The sequence below is a fragment of the Ruegeria atlantica genome (genome assembly GCF_947495585.1).
GTDB classification, from domain to species: Bacteria; Pseudomonadota; Alphaproteobacteria; order Rhodobacterales; family Rhodobacteraceae; genus Ruegeria; species Ruegeria atlantica_G.
Genome location: NZ_CANLZK010000001.1, coordinates 136,770 through 156,391 on the forward strand (window position 1 = coordinate 136,770; position 19,622 = coordinate 156,391).

Sequence of the window (19,622 nt, forward strand, 5' to 3'; positions counted from 1 at the left end):
CTCAAATCTCGCTCAAATCGACCCAGCGGCTCTCACTCGCCGATTTCACGACGGCATCGCAGAATTGCATCTCGTAATGGCCGTCCTCAAATGTGGCCCATGTGCTGCCTTGTTGCCGCCCGCCTGCGATGACGTCGGCATAGACCGCCCGGAAAAAGTTGAAGAATGAATCTGCGAACCCTTCAACATGCCCGGGCGGCAATGTGGCGGCTGCGATCCCCGGACCGTTCATCAAAGTAAAATCACGCATCAGGGTCTGGTTGGGCGCGTCACGATGCCCAATGAACAGATGATCAGGAGTTTCACTGTCCCAAGCCGCACTGGCATTTGTTCCGGCGATGTCCCATTGCAACGAGTTCTTTCGACCCATGTTCACCTGAGATGTACTCATCACGGCCCGCGCTCCGTTCTCATATCGGATAAGGATCATGGCAGCATCGTCGGTATCGATGCGCGCAGTCTCGGTTTCGCCGGTTCCGCTGGTAAATGTCTCAACCGGGCCAAGAGGTTTCTGGCGTTCCGGAAGGAAGGTTGTCAGCTCTGCAAAGACGGAGGTCGCCTTCAACCCTGTGACGAAGCTGGTCAGATCAACCCAGTGCGTTCCGATGTCACCAACCGATCGCAGCGCGCCGCCCATTTCGCTTTCCAACCGCCAATTCCAGTCTGTGGGTTTGGCCAGCCAGTCCTGATGGTAGTGCCCGGTAACAAAACGGATATCACCCAGATCCCCGGCCATGACCATGCCTTGGGCTTGTTGGTTCAGCGGATAAAAGCGAATGTTGTAACAAACCGCTGCAATCTTGCCAGAAGCCTTGGCAAGGTCGACCATTTCAGCGCTTTCAGCGGATGTCATGGCAAGGGGTTTCTCGCAGATGACGTGTTTGCCCGCAGCCAGGATTGATTTCACTTGCGGATAGTGTGCGTGGTTAGGGGTCGTTACGTGCACTACATCGATGTTTTCATCCGCCAATAGGTCGTCCAGTGTGTCAAAGGCGCGTGGAACGCTCATTTCGCGCGCCCGTTCCCGGCCACGCTCTGGCGATGATCCAAGAACACCTCTTACATCTACACCCAGACGCCGAAGGGCTTGAACATGCACCGTTCCTATGAATCCGGTCCCGATCACCGCAGCGCGGATTTTTGCGATGTCACTCATTGTGCGCTCCTGTCAAACAACCGAATACCCTCCGTCCACGATCACGCAGGCACCTGTCACAAAGGCCGCCGCATCGGATGCGAGAAACAAGGCTGTTCCAGCGATGTCGTCGGGATGACCCCAACGTGCTAAGGGTGTGCGTGCTTCAACAGCTGTTGTGAAGCTGGCGTCTTTTCGGGCTTTCGCGGATTGCTCGGTCACGATGAACCCCGGCGCGATCGCGTTCACCCGAATGCCGTCTTTGGCCCACGCAATCGCCAATGATTTCGTCAGTTGTTCTACACCGGCCTTTGACGCGCCATAGGCCGGGTTTCGTGGCGAACCAAAGCGCGCATACATTGAGGCCACATTGATGACGCGGCCTTTTGCGCCCGAAAGGGCAGGGTGCAGCGCTTCGGCGCAGCGAAAAGACCCTGTTAGATTTACGTCCAACACGTGGGAGAAGAATTCGGGCTCCATTTCCTTGCCACGCTGTGTGACCGCAGCGCAATTGACTAAAACATCAATATGGTCGCGTGTGCTTGCGAAATTGTAGACTTCGTCGGTGTCGGTCACATCCAGTTGAATGTAGTCAAACCGGGCGGCGTCCTCTTCGACGCATTGCGGTTCCACACCGGTAATCTCCACTGTGGCACCCGAGTCCTGGAATTCTCTTGCAATAGCGGCACCAATGCCAGCTCGGCTGGCACCGATCACCAGGACCTTTGCCCCGGCAAAGTCGAAAGTGACCTTCGAAACCATCAATGAACCCAGCTTTTGTTGCGTTTGAATTCGGATGCCATCAGTTTCCCTCGTTTGGCGAAATCGTTACTGCAATCGATTACATTTTGGGGGAAACCCACTTTCCAAATGGTGTAATCGATTACATAATCGGCATCACATGAGATTCGAGTCAAGCCAGAAATCGACTGCCAAGCAATGAGCAAGATACCCAAACCCGCCACAATACAGGACGTCGCACGTGTTTCGCAGGTGTCGACAGCCACGGTAAGTCGTGTTCTTTCCAATCCCGATCTGGTGTCAAAATCAACACGTGGTGCTGTTTTGGAAGCTATTCGCGAGACGGGATATCGTGTTAATCAAGCTGCCCGAAACCTGCGGATGAAAAGGGCGGGGGCGGTACTGATCCTGGTTCCCAACCTCGGCAAACCTTTCTATTCGGGCATACTTGCCGGTATCAGCGAAGGGTTTGCGGGCTCGGACTATGCAGTTCTGATCGCCGATACCGAAAGTAATCCGCTGCAGGAAGAAACTCTTGCTGGGTACTTTCGAGACGGCCGGATAGATGGCGCAATCTCTTTGGATGGTGGCATTCCTTCGACCGCGCTTCAGCAATGCGTCACATACGGCGCGGGCGACCGCATAGTATTTTTATGTGAGTGGGTGGAAGGCGAGGCCTTTCCGGTGATTTCCAGCGACAACGCCGAAGGTGCGCGATTGGCGATCGGGCACCTGCATGATTTGGGCCACAAGAAAATCGCGCATGTTACCGGACCTGACGGGAATGTTCTGACGGCCGCCCGGCGTGAGGGTGTGGTCGAAGAACGGACACGCTTGGGGCTTCCAGCGCGGTCCGAGTGGATCATCAGGGGCGACTTCTCGCTGGAATCCGGACATGAGGCCGCCAGACGAATACTTGCGATGGATGAGCGCCCAACGGCAGTGTTCTGCGCCGCGGATATGGTTGCTTTTGGATTGATTTCAGGGCTGGTTGCGGGTGGGTTGAAGGTTCCCGGTGATATTTCGGTTGTTGGTTTCGACGACATCGAAATGTCCGGGTCTTACGTTCCCGCGCTGACAACAATCCGACAGGACCGGCACCAACTGGGGCGCCGTGCGGCAGAGGTTTTGCTGGGCCAGTTGGCGAACACTGGCAAAGCGCTCCCAATGAAATCAGCGCTTCCCGTAGAGCTTGTAACACGGGCGAGCTCTGCGCCGCCCAATTAGCGCAGTCAAAATCTAGGCGCCTTTGCTATAGTCTAGCCAGAAGCGGGACGCGTTGTGAGCGATGGAGAAAGGGGAAATGAGTAAGTCGACCACACCCATTGGCTCTGAACTCACTGTTCGGGATTATTCCCTGACTGGTGTGAATACGCGTCAAGCGATAGAAAACGGTTTGTCGGCCGCAGAGTGGTACCACAGTGATGTTCCTCGTAAGAAGCTGAAATCGCTTATGAAACGTAGAGATGCACCAGCCATTCGTGACACTGTGATCTGGATCGCTTTGCACTTTGTATTTGCGGCTGGCGGGCTGTACTTCTGGGGTAGCTGGCTTTGCGTGCCTTTCTGGTTTGCATACGGCGTCGTGTATGGTTCTGCCTGCGACAGCCGTTGGCACGAATGCGGACACGGAACAGCCTTTCGAACCCGCTGGATGAACGACGTCGTGTACCACATCGCGTCCTTCCAGATCATGCGAAACCCGGTCAATTGGCGCTGGAGCCACGCGCGGCATCACACCGATACACTCATTGTTGGCCGCGATCCGGAAATAGCGTGGATGCACCCGATCAGCCTGATCCTGAAGGCGCTTGCGTTTGTGGGGATTGTTGAAACGTGGACTTCGCTCAAAGTTCTGATGCGAAATGCGATGGGAAACTTGTCGCAAGAAGAGTGGGATTACATTCCGGAAAGCCAATGGCCCAAGGCGGTCTTTTGGGCGCGGGTTCACATTGCAATCTACGCCGCTGTTTTGGTGGTTTCATTTGTATTGCTTGTCTCTGGGGCCGGATGGAAATCTCTGATCCCAATTCTCTTGATTGGGGGTCCTCGGGTCTATGGGTGCTGGCATTTTGTAATGACGGGCCTGCTTCAGCATGGAGGACTGGCTGAGAACGTTCTTGATCACCGGTTGAATTCCCGAACACTTTACATGAACCCGATAAGCCGTTGGGTTTACTGGAACATGAACTACCATATTGAGCATCATATGTTCCCCATGGTTCCGTATTATTCTCTTCCAGCGCTTCATGATCTGATCAAGGATGACCTGCCGCCGCCGAACACTTCGATTTGGGATGGCTACAAAGAAATGATGGGTTCCGTCATGAAGCAGCGAGTAGATCCGAACCATGCCGTACGAAAGTCTCTCCCGCCGACGGCCCGCCCATATCGGGAACATTTGCACGTGGCAGTTCCCGAGAGATACACAGGGTTAGAAATCGGTGATCGAGGAGGAACGTAATGCCTTGGGTTGACGCATGCGCCATAGATGATGTTGAGGAAGAAGATGTCATTCGTTGGGATTACGACGGTAGAACCTACGTGATTGTTCGTAGTTTGGACAATGAGTTCTATTGCACCGATGGTCTTTGTACACACGAACAAGTGCACTTATCGGAAGGTCTGGTAATGGAAAATGAAATAGAGTGCCCCAAGCATAATGGGCTATTCGACTATCGCACGGGCAAAGCTCTGAGGGCACCCGCATGCGAAGATCTCCGCACCTACGAAACCAGAGTAGGAAATGGTCGCATCATGGCATTGATAAAATGATTATTTGGGTTTGGAGTGGTTTGTGATCGAACTGTCCGCAACAGGCATCCGGCTTTCATTCGATTTGCAGTTGGGGTTGATCGAGAGTTTCAGTGTGTACGACGGTGACGCTGAGATTTCACCACTACATCGCGCACCTTGGGTCGGCACAGACGAAGTTATGCCCGAAGGTGTAGCGCCCCACCTGGAAAAACTCGGCGGTGATTTCTTCTGCGCCCCATTTGGGTCAACTGAGGGGACATCGCCGCTGCATGGGTGGCCAGCTAACTCCCGTTGGGGACTAGAAGAAAAGACCGACAGCTATTTGCGCGCTGAGCTCGACAGAACGGTCTATGGAGCTAGGCTGCAAAAAGAGATTACACTGCATCCTGAGCATCCATTCGTCTACCAGCGTCACACTTTCATTGGTGGCGACGGCGTGGTGCCAGTTGCAAATCATGCAAATGTATCCTTGCCCAAGGGCGGGATCATTCAAACCTCTCGAAAGCAGTGTTGGAGGACGCCTAGGGTTGAACAGGAAGTTGATCCGGCATTAGGCTATTCAGCGCTTAGATATCCGGCTGAAAGCCAAACGTTGGCGTCTTTTCCCGGGAAAGACCGCGAAGTGAATCTGTCAAACTACCCATGGTCTCCGAAGAGTGAAGACTTTGTTGTTGGATTGGATTCGCCTGAAGAGAAATTGGGGTGGACCGCGGTAACTCGCCCCGTGGAGGGCGACATGTTCCTGTCGCTTAAATCGGCTCAGGCTTTGCCGATGACGATGTTGTGGCATTCGAACGGTGGTCGATTTTATGCTCCTTGGTCGGGCCGCCACTTCGCCTGCCTTGGGGTTGAGGAGGGGGCCGCTTCGCCTATCCTGGGAAATGTCGAAAACAGTTTCCCGAACGATCACGGCGTCATTCATCTAAACCCCGATCGCCAAGTTGAGGTTGCACATGTAATCGGGGCGCTTCGTTGGCGTAGTGGAACCAGGGTGATTGCAGTTGAGACTCTGGGAAACCAACTCTTGATCCGAGGTACAGAAAATCAGGAGATTTTTGTGCCATTCGATCCGCAAGCCCTGAACATTTAAACGGGTGGTGCCAGGGGAAATTGGTTTGAGACAGGCAGGGCAGTTTCGTAGCTTCGCTTAACGACAAAAACGCTCACTTTTTCGCTGCTTCAAAACCAACCCGGAGGTCATTCGTCTAGCAGTGATGCTGTACGTTCGATTCTGGTTGAATAGGTTTGGCCCTATCTGTGTTGCAGAAATTAGCCGAAAACACATAAATCGGATGCAATGTTCCGCGAACTGTTAGCGGCATCTAAATAAGGCTATCGTTGAAGATCAACGGCAAGCAATATTGCCTGTGGCGGGCAGCTGACCATGAAGGCGAGGTGCTGAAAAGCTATTTCACGAAGCGCCGGGATCGTGTTGCGGCCCTTATACACCCGAAAAAAGCGATGAATCGATACGGCCAGCCAGGTTTCGTCGTCACTGACAAATTGCACTCTTACGACGCGGCGATGAAAGTCATAGGGAATGCCTCAAAGCAAGAAACTGGCCGTTGGAAGAACAATCTTGCTGAGTATTCACATCTTCCGTCGGCGAAAAGAACGTGCGATGCTCTGCATCCGGCAAATGTGATTTTTTCAAAAGTTCGCCGCAGACGACTCTATCGTCCATAGTCACTTCAATCATGAACGGCAGCTTTACTCACGCGACATGTTCAAACACAGTTAAACCGCCGCTCTTTCCGCGTGGAGCCAACTTAGTTCCGCCTAGTTTCCGGTTTTCTGAAGTAGACTGAGACTGGTACGAATTTGTCTGACAGCCCCGCCACTCATACCTGCCTCAATTCAAATGTGTTTTCTGCCGCAACGCCTTACCCAAATATCGGGGCGCTCGAACTGCCGCGTTTCGGGCGGCGGCAAAATCCGCTGCGGTCCGGTGCAATCCAGTCCAGCCCCGTTTGCCGTTTGGCCTGAGCGCCCGGTTTACATCAGGATCAATCGAAATAGACAGCGAGCCGCGTTGTATTGATACAGTACCGCAGGTGGCCAATTCCTGGTCTCATGCTCAGCTTGCACCCAACTGCCCATGCGCTATGGCTACCATGCTGGAGGCACAAGATAAGTCCCCCACGATGACTGGCGCGACACTGCCGGGGCAGGGCTGGCTGTCACTTTCTTTACAAAAATTCTTAAATTTCGTGAACAAATTTACAAAATTTTGTTTCAATACTAGTAATTTATTGAGAAATTTTCAGTCCGATTTCCATTATTGGAATGCACAAAAGTGCGCTTTCGTCTGCTGGAAGAGGAGCCAAAGGACGAAAAATGGAAATGGGAGGAATAAATGACTAAGAAAAATGTCACGCGCCGCGGCGTGCTGAAGTCTGGTGCCGTTGCAGGTACTGGTCTGGCCCTGCCTACGATCTTTACGGCTTCGTCCGCCGCTGCCTTTACGAATGAGCCGACAGGGTCATCCGTCACTCTGGGCTTCAATGTTCCGCAAACCGGACCTTATGCCGACGAAGGCAATGACGAATTGCTGGCGCAACAGCTGGCGGTCGAACATCTGAACGGCGAAGGTGACGGTGGTTGCTTGAACACATTCTCGTCGAAGGCGCTTCAGGGGAACGGTATCCTCGGCAAGAAGGTCGGGTTCGTCACCGGCGACACCCAGACCAAATCGGATGCAGCCCGCGCATCGGCCAAATCGATGATCGAAAAAGACGGCGCAATCATGATCAATGGTGGTTCGTCCTCGGGCGTGGCCGTTGCGGTTCAGGGCCTGTGCCAAGAGGCGGGCGTCATTTTCATGGCCGGCCTGACACATGCAAACGACACCACGGGCAAGGACAAGAAGGCCAACGGTTTCCGTCACTTCTTCAATGCCTACATGTCGGGCGCCGCTCTGGCGCCGGTGCTGGCGGCTGAGATGGGTAAAGAACGTCGCGCCTATCACCTGACGGCCGACTACAACTGGGGCTGGACCCAGGAAGAGTCGATCGTTGCCTCGACCGAAGCCCTGGGCTGGGAGACGGTCAACACGGTCAAAACACCGCTGGCGTCCACGGACTTCTCGTCCTACATCGCACCGGTTCTGAACTCTGGCGCGGACGTGCTGGTTCTAAACCACTATGGCGGCAACATGGTGAACTCGCTGACCAACGCGATCCAGTTCGGTCTGCTCGACAAGGTTGCAAACGGCAAGGACTTCAAGATCGTCGTGCCACTGTATTCCGAGCTGATGGCCGCTGGTGCGGGCGAGAACATCAAGGGTGTTCTGGGCTCGATGAACTGGAACTGGCAGTTGCAGGATGAGGGCACAAAGGCCTTCGTGAAGTCCTTTGGTGAGAAATACGGCAAGCCGCCGTCCAACTCTGCTCAGACCTGTTATGCACAAGTGCTGCTTTATGCGGATGCATGTGAGCGTGCGGGCACCTTCAACCCCTGTGGTGTTGCCGAAGCTCTGGAAGACTTTGAGTTCGACGGGCTGGGCAATGGTCCCACCTGGTATCGCGGGGCCGATCACCAGTGCTTTAAGGATGTGCTGGTTGTGCGTGGCAACGAGAACCCGACCAACGCGTATGACACGCTTGAAATCGTCGAGATCACGCCGCGTGCGCAGGTCGAGTACGATCCCGAGCACCCGATGTTCGCCGGTGGCGAACTGGGCAAGTGCAATCCGGGCGCGTAAGCCTTTTGGCGAATGTCTGACCGTCGTTCTCGGCGGTCAGACGACTTACGGCCAGGCCTGTGGGCCTGGTCCCAACCACTCAATCCACACTGACCAACCCTGAGGTGGGCCCAATGGACGCCATCCTACTGCAAATACTCAACGGTCTGGACAAGGGCTCGGCTTATGCGCTGATCGCGCTGGGCCTGACTCTGATCTTCGGGACGCTCGGCGTCGTGAACTTTGCCCACGGGGCTTTGTTCATGATTGGCGCGTTCTGCGCCGTTACTTTGCAAAAGCTGCTGAACCTGAGTTTCGTGACCCTGGATGAAACGCAAAAAGACTTTCTGGGTAATCCGCTGAAGGTCGAAACCCCTTATATCGAGGCCTGGTTCGGCCCCGAAGTCGGCGCAACGATTATCGACTGGTCCGTTCCGCTGTCCATCCTGTTTGCGATCCCGATCATGTTGCTGGTTGGCTATGTGATGGAACGCGGGCTGATCAAACATTTCTACAAGCGCCCGCATGCAGACCAGATCCTGGTGACCTTTGGTCTTGCGATCGTTCTGCAGGAAATCGTCAAGTATTTCTTCGGCGCCAACCCGATCCAGACCCCTCCACCCGATGTGCTGAGCGGATCTGTCGATCTGGGTACCATGGTTGGTTTTGATCCCAATGCAATCATCTACCCGATTTGGCGATTGGTCTATTTTGGCTTTGCCGTAGGCATTATCGGCGCAGTGTTTTCCTTCCTGCAGTTCACCACCTTCGGGATGGTTGTCCGTGCTGGGATGGCTGACCGGGAAACGGTGGGCCTGCTGGGCATCAATATTGACCGCCGGTTTACCATTATGTTTGGCATTGCTGCCGGTGTCGCCGGACTGGCCGGTGTGATGTACGGGCCGCTCAACCCGCCGAACTACCACATGGGAATGGACTTTCTGGTCCTTAGCTTCGTCGTGGTTGTTGTTGGCGGAATGGGGTCATTGCCAGGCGCCGTTCTGGCAGGCTTTTTGCTGGGCATTCTGGAAAGCTTTGCCTCGACCACCTGGGCCACCACAACGATCCCAGGCATCAATCAGATCATCATCTACCTTGTCGCCATCATCGTGCTGCTGACGCGTCCGCGCGGGCTGATGGGGCGCAAGGGCGTGATGGAGGAATAATCAATGTTGGGACTGAATAAAAAAGACACCAGCCTGCTGATCGTCGTCGCACTCCTGACTTTGCTGGCGCCTTTCATCCTGAACCCGTTTCCAGAGGGCAGCGCCATGGCGCAGTTCAACGCGGGTTACCCGGATTTGATGCAGAGGTTCGTGATTTTCGGGATCTTTGCCATCGGGTTCAACATTCTGTTTGGCCTGACCGGGTACTTGTCTTTCGGTCACGCGGCCTTTCTGGGCGTAGGGTCATACTCGGCAGTTTGGATGTTCAAACTGCTCAGCTACAACGTCATTCCAGCCATCGCGCTGAGTGTCGTCGTCGCGGGCCTGTTCTCACTACTTATCGGGTTCATCAGCTTGCGGCGGTCGGGGATCTATTTCTCGATCCTGACGCTGGCCTTCGCACAAATGAGCTTTGCGCTGGCCTACTCAGTGCTGTCAAACCCCAAGTTTAACCTGACGAACGGGGAAACCGGCCTGCAGGTTTATGCGGACGATCCGCAGATCCTGCAGGGCGCTAACGCGCCGGATCTACCGCATCTATTCGGATTGCCAATGCGCGCGACGTACACGATGGATGTGGGCGCGTGGAGCTTTGACTTCAACGCGGGTTACTACTTGTGCGCAATCATAATGATGGCCGTGTTCTACCTGTCTATCCGTATCTTCCGGTCGCCCTTTGGCATGATGCTGCGGGCGGTAAAATCGAACCAACAGCGGATGAACTATACGGGTCTGAACTCCAAGCCATACACGCTGGCGGCCTTTGTGATTTCCGGCATGTACGCCGGTCTGGCCGGTGGTTTGATGGCCGCCATGGACCCACTGGCCGGTGCCGAACGCATGCAGTGGACTGCATCAGGCGAGGTGGTTCTGATGACGATCCTCGGTGGTACGGGCACGTTGATCGGCCCGGTTCTGGGCGCAGGTTTCATCAAGTATTTCGAGAACATCTTCTCGAAGATCAACGACAACGTCCTGCACAGCTGGTTCGCATTCCTGCCTGACGGGTTGGAGGATGCCGTGGTGTTCGTGATCCATCCGTTCATCGGCAAAGGCTGGCACCTGACGCTGGGCATCCTGTTCATGCTGGTTGTCATCTATCTGCCGGGCGGTCTTGTTGAAGGTGGACAACGTTTGCTCAAGCGCTTCAAGCGCAAGAATAAAGACACCGACGATGCGCCCTCGGGCAAAACAGAACCGGCGGAATAAGGGGCGAGAAATGGCAATTCTAAGAGTGAAAGACGTCAGCAAACGCTTCGGTGGCCTCAAGGCGCTGACAGATGTGAACCTCAACATCGAAGAGAACTCGGTTCACGCAATCATCGGCCCCAATGGCGCGGGCAAGTCGACGCTGCTGAACTGTCTGGTGGGCAAGCTGATGCCGGACACCGGGTCGGTGTTGTTCAACAACAACTCGGTTCTGGGGCTCGAGCCGTTCCAGATCAACCAGATGGGCATCAGCCGTGTGTTCCAAACGCCTGAGATCTTTGGCGAGCTGACGGTGATGGAGAATATGCTGATCCCGATCTTCGCGATGCGGGATGGCGCGTTCCGGATGCATGCCTATGAGACTATCGCTAGCGAACGTCAGGTCGTCGAACAGGCCGAAGTCATGCTGGAAGAGATGAACATGGCCGACAAACGCGAAATGCACGCGGCGTCGCTGTCTCGGGGCGACAAGCGGAGACTTGAGATTGGCATGTGCCTCAGTCAAAATCCGCGGCTGTTGTTGCTGGACGAACCTACAGCGGGCATGGCGCGGGCGGACACCAACAACACCATCGATTTGCTAAAGCAGATCAAGGATGAGCGCGACATAACCATCGCCATTATCGAGCATGACATGCATGTGGTCTTCAGCCTTGCGGAACGCATCACAGTTCTGGCGCAGGGGACGCCGCTGGTCGAAGATACTCCAGAAAAAATCCGTGGACATCCCAAGGTTCGTGAAGCCTATCTGGGCGAGGCGGCGTAAGGAAAAGCTATGAACGAGAAACCCGACTTTTCAAAAAACGCCAATAGGGCAAGTACCGCGCCTGCGTTCCTGTCTGTATGGGACATGCATTCGTATTACGGAGAAAGCTATATCGTGCAGGGCGTCAGTTTTAATGTGCACGAAGGCGAGATTCTGGCTCTGCTTGGACGGAACGGCGCTGGCAAAACCTCGACACTCCGGTCGATTGCGCGGGTAGGCGATCCCGAAGTAAGGCACGGTGAAATCTGGCTGGATCACCAGCCGCTACACAATATGACAAGCTACGAAGCGGCGTCTGTTGGCCTTGGCCTTGTACCGGAAGACAGACGAATTATCCCAGGGCTGACCGTTGAGGAAAACCTGCAGCTTGCCCAGATTGCGCCGCCGGTCGGATGGTCCCTGGAGCGGTTGTATGAACTGTTCCCGCGTCTAGGCGAACGCAGGAAACAAGAGGGGATTACATTGTCGGGTGGCGAACAGCAGATGCTGTCAATCGCCAGAGCCCTTGCTCGGGATATCAAGGTCCTGCTTCTGGATGAGCCTTACGAAGGTCTGGCCCCGGTCATTGTCGACGAGATTGAAAAAACACTGGCTCATGTCAAGCAACAGGGCATGACCACGATCATCGTCGAACAGAACGCCGTCCGAGCATTGGAGTTAGCCGATCGCGCGATCATTCTGGACACCGGCACAATCGTTTTTGATGGGACGGCGAACGAGGTGCTTCAAGACACCGGCCTACGCGAGGAGTATTTGGCCATCTAGGGCAGGCTCCGAGTTTTAGGTACATTGTGGTTGCAAACGCCTTAGTTATGGTGACGCTCGAATTCTTCGGACGCTTGCGCTCCTACACTTATGATCAAGGCACCTGACTATGATCCGGCATATCGTTCTGACAAAATTCCGGTCCGACGTGACGGAAGAGACCATCGGGAAGATTTACAGGGGCCTGTCGGACCTGACCGACGCCCTGCCGGGTGCAGGCGGGTTTACCGGTGGCCGCAGTGAAAGCCCTGAACAGATCGAACGCGGTTACAAGCATGGGTTTGTGATTGATTTCGATGATTGGACCGCATTGGCCAGCTACCAAAGCAACGAGAGGCACAAAGCGCTGGGCGCGCAGTTGGTCGAAAACACCGTGGGCGGTATCGACGGAATTCTGGTCCTGGATTTAGAGGTCTGAGATAGTGAAACTGTTTCAGCCAAATTCCGAAGGGCTGATTGAAACTGTGTGCTGAACGGTGCAGCTTGGTGCCGCGCGCCCGTGTCCCTGTAAGCGTTCGGCGTCAAGTTTGCGATCTGCGGAAACGACCCTGATCAACTTGATCATCAATGATTTGAAGAACCCCATTTTACTGAAATCGCTGAGCCGACGCAGATGGTGCCAGGGCACAGGCTGGGCCCACAATGGCGCATCCTTCCCTTGCGAAAAAGGCAATAGTTGTACGCCGAACACCGGATTACTTGTCTTCTACCGGTCAATTTTTTATAATGCTTAGTACATTTTTTTGAATTTTTTGATGTTCACGAGTGTATTTGGTTTGCCCGAGTTGCGACAGCGAAGAGCGTGTTCCGGCGGCCAGTTCGGGGGTATTGATGACAAAGGCCAGCGATCCAAAAGCTCGCCCTGAAGTTGCCAAAAAAGACGCTAACAAAGTGTCGGGTGTTTATGACTTTGTGCAATCTCCTGAATGGCAGGAGATGCTTGAAAAAGCTCGGAAACAAAGGGCAATTAACCTCGCGGCCCGAAAGGCAGAGTGTGCTACTTCGCAATCGTCTGATACTGGCCCCAATACGAGCTTGCAGTCAACCGATGGTGATCGATCGAGAGACGCTTTAAACAAAGCGGCGGGGCGGCCTGAAACCGCTAGTAAGCCACCTCAGGCACCGAATTCTCGCCAATCTGATGAGTCGGTTCAAAAAGCGACTGCGGGGCGGGCTGACAGCCAAACCGTCAATTATGACAAGTGCGCGACAGGAAACGTCACACGCGATAAACAAGCTGAAGCAAGCGCCGTGCCACCAAATGGCGGGTCAGTGCAGGGCATCCATCCTGGCAACATACCGGGGGGTATAGTCGATCCGATACCAGTCCCAAAGTTACCCGAAGATGGGTTTACGGATCGTTTGCGCAGCACCCTACTGGAAAGGACAGACGACCAGACTCGTAAGCGTCTCAAGATGCGGTTGGGACTGGTCGCGGCAGGATGCGGCATCGGTGTTGTTGCGTCGTCGTCGGTTTTTTTGATTTTGTCTGGGTTGAACGCCCCCGGTCCAACCGAAAATGCAGGTTTGGTGAGCCAAGAGACCGCGGCAACAGGCGCGATCATGCAACAAGACGCGGAACTCGCCGAGCGCTCGGTGCTGCCGTCCGACATTACAGGTGATGCGGCGGACCCGACTGTAACTTCTGAAACCGTGTTCGATGTACCATCTGAATCGATTTTGCCTGACGGGGACACAACCGCGTCACAGGATTTGGCCTCGTTGTCGCTACCCTTATCAGATTTGTCCGAGCAACCGGGCGGTAGCAAACCAGAATTGTCGCGCTTGGCACCTAGTGTTCGGTCTTTCGTGCCGACCCTTGTCCAGCCACCATTGCCGATAACCATGCTAAGCTTTCGACCTCGGGAAGAGTTGAATCTTGGTTTTGTCCGGCTTCAATCCACGCCGGAAATTTTCAGCACTTCTGTCGCTTTGCTTGAAACAACTGTGACAGTGGCAAAACCCGAAGAGTTTTTGAAAGGCGTAAACGTAGCTGCAACCCCAACAACAATGCGTCCGCCTGTAATTCCGATCCAGCCCGGTGTACTGGACTATACCGCAACGCAAGTATCTTTGGATGTCCTCTTGACCGAGCCTGAGAGTGGTTCTCAGCCGGAACAGGGTCTCCTGACAAGCGAAGCAACTGGTTCGGACATTGCCGTGCGGCCAGAGGGCACAAGCCTTGCTGCCGAGATTGCGAAACCGTTGCCATACGAACCCCAGCCCGAGCCTGTCGAATTGGCGGCACTGCCAATCGCGCCAATGCCAATCGACGCGCCGGCCCCATTGATCACACCGGCCGCTTACGAGACATCATTAGCTTTACGGGCACCAGTCCTTTCGGCGATACCAAGCCCGTTGGAATCACCGGTCTTGCCTCTCGCACCGGCTCTGCTGAATGATGCAATCACCCCTCCGGAACGAGAGCCTGCCCCGGCAAATATGTCCGTGGCCTTCCGGATCTATGCGCCGACCAACGTTCCGCAGAGCGTTGTGGATTCTGTTGTGTCCAACCTGACTTCGACCGGACATGAGCTTAACGGGCAAGCCCGCGTGGGGTTTAAGATCACCCAGTCAAACGTTCGCTTCTATCACAAGCAGGACGAGGAAAGAGCCGCCGCCCTTGCCAGAGACTCCGGTGCATTGTTGCGGGATTTCACAGGGTCCAACGTCAAAACTCCTAGTGGAATCGTAGAGTTATGGTTGGCAGGAAAAGGCTCTGGCGTCGCCAGGGTCAAGCGAACAAACACACGCAGCACAGCCAGAACCCAGGCCCCCAACCGCGTCAATCAACTGAAAAGCCAGGTCCTGAGCAAACTTAAGAAAGCGACGACCCAATGACTGTATTTTTAAGCTATACTGAAAAGGACTGATTCAAGTTTTTGTACTGTTAATTGTTTCCGACGAGGTATCCAAAATGACGGATAGACGACTTATCGGCATCGTAACTGCTCTACTATTTTTATCGACGACCCAAAACGCGCGTGCCGAAATTACGCTTGAGCATCTGCTGGCCATCGACCAAATGCTGTCCACCAATGACATTCAGGCACTGTATTCCTACCTCGACAAAAACCCTGAGCTGTTGACCGGCGAAGATGAACTGTCGCTGGAGCTACGGAGCTTTCACGAGGTCGCGTCTGTTGGCAATCTGGATTTCAGCTATGCCACCAGTGCACCGGCCAGCAGCGAGAACCGTGCGGCTAACGAGGCATTCGATGCCTCGCGGCAACACTGAGTCGGATGTCAGAAATGCTTGCCTTCGGGCGATCAAACACACCAACGATCGCCTATGTCATCGAGCCGCGGTTCTCTGGCGGGACTTCTGCGGCTGTGGCGGCCGAATTGCCGGTGGCCGCCGAATGCGGGCAGGTGGTCGTGCACGCGATCACGTCCAGGACGTTTGGCACTAACCAACACGTTTCACCGGTTTTGCGGCAGGTGCTGGACGACTTGAACATTCCGATCATTTGGGATGCACCACGGATAAGCGCGGATTTCGTATTTTTACACAACCCGTCTTTTTTGAAATTTCAGGACACGCTTGGCACAAGGATCATTGCGCGCGAGCTGTACGTGATCACGCATGAGAATTTTCTGCGTCCGGGCGGGGCAGAGGGGTTTGATGTTTCAAGCTGTTTAAGCCAGATCGAAGCCTCGACAATTTCGCTCAGGAAAACACTCGCGCCGATATCTCCGTTTAACCGAAGCGGCGTAGTCGACTGGTTGGCAACCTCTCGCGTGGCGCGGCAGTGGGACGTCTTGGGCTCTGACTGGTTCAACATTTGCGAGACCGAGATGAGCGCCCCGTGTGAAACACCACAGGACCGCCGCGGGCGTCATTCACGGCCCGGATTCGAGAAGTTCCCCGTTATTGCTGATTTGGACAGCTGTTTTCCAAGCCATTCGCAGTGCAATGTAATTCTTGGGGCGGATGCTTTGTTGAATGCCCGTGTTCTTCGCGCGCATTGGACCTTGCTTCCCTTTGATGCCATAACTGTGCAAGAGTTCTTTGGAATGATTGACTTTTTTGTATATTTCACGGCACCGACATGGCAGGAAAGTTTTGGTCGCGTTGTGGCCGAGGCGGTTGCCGCGGGTAAGGTTGTTCTTACCAACCCCGATACTGGTGCCACGTTCGGAAATGCCGTCTTGACTTGCCAGCCATCTCAGGTGGACACAATCATTGCCGACCTGATCGCCCAACCGCAGATATATCATGATCAGGTGGCCAGATCGCAATCGGCGCTGCAGAACTACTCTGCAGAGAAATTCAAGGCGATGCTGTCGGGGGTTTTGTCCGCCGACAGCGGGGTGAGCAAATGATCTATGTCGAAGTGGGCACACGCTCATTGCGGTCGTTTGACACGCAGTTGATCTTTGCCGAGCAGCTTGCCGCACGTGGCTTCAATGTGTGCATTGATGCCGATTATCTGCCCGAGGATGCAGGGCGTGGCAGGATTTACGAGGCAGCCAAGTTCCTTGTCGACCCGGGCGAGAACAAGGCGCAGACCGTATTCGTACTGGGTGCCGAAGAGATCGACGATTTTCTTCTTGCGTCGTTGCGTAACAAACAGCTCGACCCGAGTGTCCCGGTTGTTGCGACGGGTCGCTTTATGACCCAGCAAAGCTATATCGCGGCCAAGGCCCGGTTGGCCTATGCGCTTGGGCGAGAAGCCCAGGTGATCGACCTGACAGATTTTCAACCGCGCCCGGTTTTGCCATCGACCTCAAGTCCTTTGGTGGCGGATGTTCGGCCCGTTTCGCGGCGGTCCAAACGGGTGGTGCCGAACGTGACCCTTGTGTTGGGTTCGATGGAGCTGGACAACCCCGAGACGCTGTCTTGTTTCTCCCGGATGAGCAGCCAGAGTGGCTATAACCTGAAACTCATTGTCAGCGGCGCACAGAATGAAGCGATCAAGGCGTCGCCGTTTCACGATTTGCCGACCTACCTGTATACCGGACTATCGCCGCTGACTTTGGCGATTTCAACGGATATTCTGGCGATGTTCGGCAATGGAATTGCCGGAGTTCGTATGGCCGCTTTTGCGGTTGAGCTGATTGCAACTGGCGGCGTCGCCATTGACTGTACCGACGATGAGGTTCTGATGTCCTCGGGCGCACCTGCATTGCTGGGCCCCAAGACTCCTTTCGCATTGGATGGCTATCTGATCGGCAATGTGATCGGGAACGTGCCGCAAATTGTCGAACAGGCCTCGAAATCGCAATGGTTGCACACAGTTGATATTTCTCGTCTGGAAACGGCTGCAGGTCTGAAGCCGAAACAGCGTCAGGCAGAACAGGAAAAGCCTAAAACCCTGTTTTTTCCGACAAACGGGGTGGGGTTGGGCCACGCGCAGCGGTGTAGCATCATTGCCCGGGAAATGCCGGACTCCATGACAAAAATGTTCGCGGCCTTTCCCAGCTGCGTCCCGCTTGTTCGCCGTGAGGGTATCGACTGTATCCCTCTGGTTCAGCGCACCGATACAAAGACCAATTCAGATGGCAATGACGTGCTGACGTATCGGCGTCTTGGTGCGGTGCTACAAGAAACCGACACGCTGGTTTTTGACGGCGGCTACGTGTTTGACTCGGTCTACCGGGTGATCCGTGAACGCAAGTTGTCGGCGGCTTGGATCCGGCGCGGGTTGTGGCCCGAAGGCCGGTCAAGGCAGACTATGCTGCGCCGCGAAAGCGTGTTTGACCGTGTCATCGTGCCTTCCGAGGCATTTGACGAGCTGAACGACGCCTACAGCTATGGTGACCATGTCCATTATGTCGGGCCAATCGTGCGTCAGGTGGAACAATCCGCCGCGGAAAAAGAACAGCTCAAGGCCCGGCTGGCGGAGCGGTTCGGGCGCGACTTCAAGCAACTGGTTGTCAGCATGCTGGGCGGCGGCATTGCCTCGGACAGGTCTGCGCAATTGCAGGCGATCTCGGGCATGCTTGAGGCGCGCGATGATTGCCTGCACCTGGTTGTAACGTGGCCCGGAAGCACGGTTCAGCCTGCCACATTCGGTTGGAAAAACACCCACGTGGTTCAGACACTGGAAGCGACCAAGCTTAGCCTTGCCGCGGACGTGGTCATATCTGCAGCCGGGTACAACTCGGTCCTTGAGATGCTGTACCATCGCATCCCGGCGATATTTATTCCGCAGTCAGCACCCTATCTGGACGATCAGGAACGGCGCGCCACAGCTATGGCCGACCGTGACTTGTGCGCCGCCATCACCGAACGCGAATTCATGACGCTCGAGCGCACAGTGGCAGATTGGCTGGATCACGACGGAGCCGAATTTTACCGATCCGCATTGAATGGTTTTGAGCTGCCCAAGACGGGGGCAGTCAAGGCCGCCGAATTGCTAACCGAATTGGGGGCGCGGATATGACCAGTGATCTATGGTTCGAAATCCTCAGCAGAGCGTCGCCAAATCGACCCGAGCCGCTGGACGATCTGATCAATGAGGATCGTGCCGCCAAGCCACTTGGCAAGGTTATCTTTCCGAATATGCGGCTGGCCCCCTCGCTCATGCTGTGGGACCGGGAGCCCGGCGGCCCGGTGCATATAGGCGTGCGGGTGCATGAACCACCAGAAACGCCATATCGTATCGCAAGGCTGTTGGCCGCCGCCGCGATGGAGCGGGAGGTTTTTCCCGTCATTCTCAGCCAAGTGGACTATTGCGGGCTTGAACGGTTCGGCTTTCGGGTCGAACGCGTGCCCGAAGAGGCCGCTGCAGCCCAGGCCGCCGAGGAAGAAATCAGAAAATACTGGGATCTGGCGATTATCATTGACGGACATGAAATCGGTCTGTTGGGTTAGCACGACGCCGGTTTTGGGGTAAGGAGCGTCTTGTGAAAATCATAACCGGCGGACAAACAGGCGTTGATATGGCGGCTTTCCAGTTCGCTTTGGAAAACGACATTCCCTATGGCGGCTGGGTTCCGAAAGGCCGCTTGAATGAGGCGGGCCGCATTCCGGATCGTTTCTCTGGTTTGAATGAAACACAGTCCGCGGATGTCGCCGAACGCACAAAGCTGAACGTTTTGGCCTGTGACGCATTGCTGGTGTTTGTGGATGGATCGACCAGTCCGGGAACGCAGTTGACCATCGATTTTGCGCAAGAGATCGGAAAGCCCTATTTGGTCGTTGATCTAGGGCAGGGGCTTGAGGCGTGTGCGCGCCAAGTAAAGCAATGGGTCACGGCCAGACCTAATACGATATTGAACATCGCTGGCCCAAGAGAAAGTGAAGCGCCCCAGATCGGAGCCAAAGCGACAGCGATCTTACTTCAATCTATTTTGCCCCAAAGCCCGGAGGCATAGCCAAACATGGGTTCCGGCTATACGACGTTTCGCCAGTAGGCGCGGCACCCGCCGGTTGCTAGGGTTGGGACAACCAGA

18 protein-coding genes and 1 pseudogene are annotated in these 19,622 nt (G+C 55.0%); 17 read left to right on the top strand and 2 right to left on the bottom strand.

The features are described from left to right. Window position 1 precedes the first annotated feature (1 nt). On the bottom strand, window positions 2-1,156 hold the full coding sequence (locus QMP16_RS00665; RefSeq protein ID WP_282150852.1) for a Gfo/Idh/MocA family protein: 1,155 nt from the start codon (window positions 1,154-1,156) through the stop codon (window positions 2-4). Window positions 1,157-1,168: 12 nt separating this feature from the next. Beyond that, the gene (locus tag QMP16_RS00670) at window positions 1,169-1,897 is read right to left on the bottom strand and encodes an SDR family NAD(P)-dependent oxidoreductase (RefSeq protein ID WP_282150853.1); all 729 of its coding nucleotides are present in this window, start codon (window positions 1,895-1,897) and stop codon (window positions 1,169-1,171) included. A 177-nt stretch (window positions 1,898-2,074) separates the two neighbouring features. On the opposite strand from QMP16_RS00670, the gene QMP16_RS00675 reads away from it, so the two are divergent. The 17 genes and pseudogenes from QMP16_RS00675 (at window position 2,075) to QMP16_RS00755 (ending at window position 19,544) form a co-directional block, all read left to right on the top strand. After that, the gene (locus QMP16_RS00675) at window positions 2,075-3,103 is read left to right on the top strand and encodes a LacI family DNA-binding transcriptional regulator (RefSeq protein WP_282150854.1); all 1,029 of its coding nucleotides are present in this window, start codon (window positions 2,075-2,077) and stop codon (window positions 3,101-3,103) included. A gap of 76 nt (window positions 3,104-3,179) precedes the next feature. Then, window positions 3,180-4,340 carry a fatty acid desaturase family protein gene (locus tag QMP16_RS00680; RefSeq protein WP_282150855.1) on the top strand — a complete coding sequence of 387 codons (1,161 nt, stop codon included), beginning with the start codon at window positions 3,180-3,182 and terminating at the stop codon, window positions 4,338-4,340. Then, on the top strand, window positions 4,340-4,651 hold the full coding sequence (locus QMP16_RS00685; protein ID WP_282150856.1) for a MocE family 2Fe-2S type ferredoxin: 312 nt from the start codon (window positions 4,340-4,342) through the stop codon (window positions 4,649-4,651). Before QMP16_RS00680 ends, QMP16_RS00685 begins: the two co-directional genes overlap by 1 nt. 22 nt (window positions 4,652-4,673) lie before the next feature. Further along, complete coding sequence (locus QMP16_RS00690; RefSeq protein WP_282150857.1) at window positions 4,674-5,723, top strand: hypothetical protein; 1,050 nt, start codon at window positions 4,674-4,676, stop codon at window positions 5,721-5,723. A gap of 109 nt (window positions 5,724-5,832) precedes the next feature. Next, window positions 5,833-6,374, top strand: a pseudogene (locus QMP16_RS00695) (DDE-type integrase/transposase/recombinase). Window positions 6,375-6,989: 615 nt separating this feature from the next. Then, the gene (locus QMP16_RS00700; RefSeq protein ID WP_282150858.1) at window positions 6,990-8,336 is read left to right on the top strand and encodes a substrate-binding protein; all 1,347 of its coding nucleotides are present in this window, start codon (window positions 6,990-6,992) and stop codon (window positions 8,334-8,336) included. Window positions 8,337-8,449: 113 nt separating this feature from the next. Continuing rightward, the gene (locus QMP16_RS00705; RefSeq protein ID WP_282150859.1) at window positions 8,450-9,481 is read left to right on the top strand and encodes a branched-chain amino acid ABC transporter permease; all 1,032 of its coding nucleotides are present in this window, start codon (window positions 8,450-8,452) and stop codon (window positions 9,479-9,481) included. A 3-nt stretch (window positions 9,482-9,484) separates the two neighbouring features. Beyond that, a complete protein-coding gene (locus tag QMP16_RS00710) occupies window positions 9,485-10,690 on the top strand; it encodes a branched-chain amino acid ABC transporter permease (protein WP_282150860.1) in 1,206 nt (401 codons plus the stop codon). Between the two features lie 10 nt (window positions 10,691-10,700). Beyond that, the gene (locus QMP16_RS00715; protein ID WP_282150861.1) at window positions 10,701-11,456 is read left to right on the top strand and encodes an ABC transporter ATP-binding protein; all 756 of its coding nucleotides are present in this window, start codon (window positions 10,701-10,703) and stop codon (window positions 11,454-11,456) included. Between the two features lie 9 nt (window positions 11,457-11,465). Beyond that, on the top strand, window positions 11,466-12,221 hold the full coding sequence (locus QMP16_RS00720) for an ABC transporter ATP-binding protein (protein WP_058274761.1): 756 nt from the start codon (window positions 11,466-11,468) through the stop codon (window positions 12,219-12,221). A gap of 109 nt (window positions 12,222-12,330) precedes the next feature. Continuing rightward, window positions 12,331-12,639 carry a Dabb family protein gene (locus QMP16_RS00725; protein ID WP_282150862.1) on the top strand — a complete coding sequence of 103 codons (309 nt, stop codon included), beginning with the start codon at window positions 12,331-12,333 and terminating at the stop codon, window positions 12,637-12,639. Window positions 12,640-13,751: 1,112 nt separating this feature from the next. Next, entirely contained in the window at window positions 13,752-15,062 is a 1,311-nt protein-coding gene (locus tag QMP16_RS00730) for a hypothetical protein (RefSeq protein ID WP_282150863.1), read from the top strand. 76 nt (window positions 15,063-15,138) lie between these two features. After that, window positions 15,139-15,459 carry a hypothetical protein gene (locus tag QMP16_RS00735; protein ID WP_282150864.1) on the top strand — a complete coding sequence of 107 codons (321 nt, stop codon included), beginning with the start codon at window positions 15,139-15,141 and terminating at the stop codon, window positions 15,457-15,459. A 14-nt stretch (window positions 15,460-15,473) separates the two neighbouring features. Continuing rightward, window positions 15,474-16,547, top strand: coding sequence for a glycosyltransferase (locus QMP16_RS00740; RefSeq protein WP_282150865.1), 1,074 nt, complete (start codon window positions 15,474-15,476; stop codon window positions 16,545-16,547). Further along, window positions 16,544-18,610: a glycosyltransferase gene (locus QMP16_RS00745; protein WP_282150866.1), complete on the top strand. Its 2,067-nt coding sequence runs from the start codon at window positions 16,544-16,546 to the stop codon at window positions 18,608-18,610. The genes QMP16_RS00740 and QMP16_RS00745 overlap by 4 nt, the downstream gene beginning before the upstream one ends. Then, window positions 18,607-19,041: a hypothetical protein gene (locus tag QMP16_RS00750; RefSeq protein ID WP_282150867.1), complete on the top strand. Its 435-nt coding sequence runs from the start codon at window positions 18,607-18,609 to the stop codon at window positions 19,039-19,041. The genes QMP16_RS00745 and QMP16_RS00750 overlap by 4 nt, the downstream gene beginning before the upstream one ends. Window positions 19,042-19,073: 32 nt before the next feature. Next, complete coding sequence (locus QMP16_RS00755; protein ID WP_282150868.1) at window positions 19,074-19,544, top strand: putative molybdenum carrier protein; 471 nt, start codon at window positions 19,074-19,076, stop codon at window positions 19,542-19,544. Window positions 19,545-19,622 lie beyond the last annotated feature (78 nt).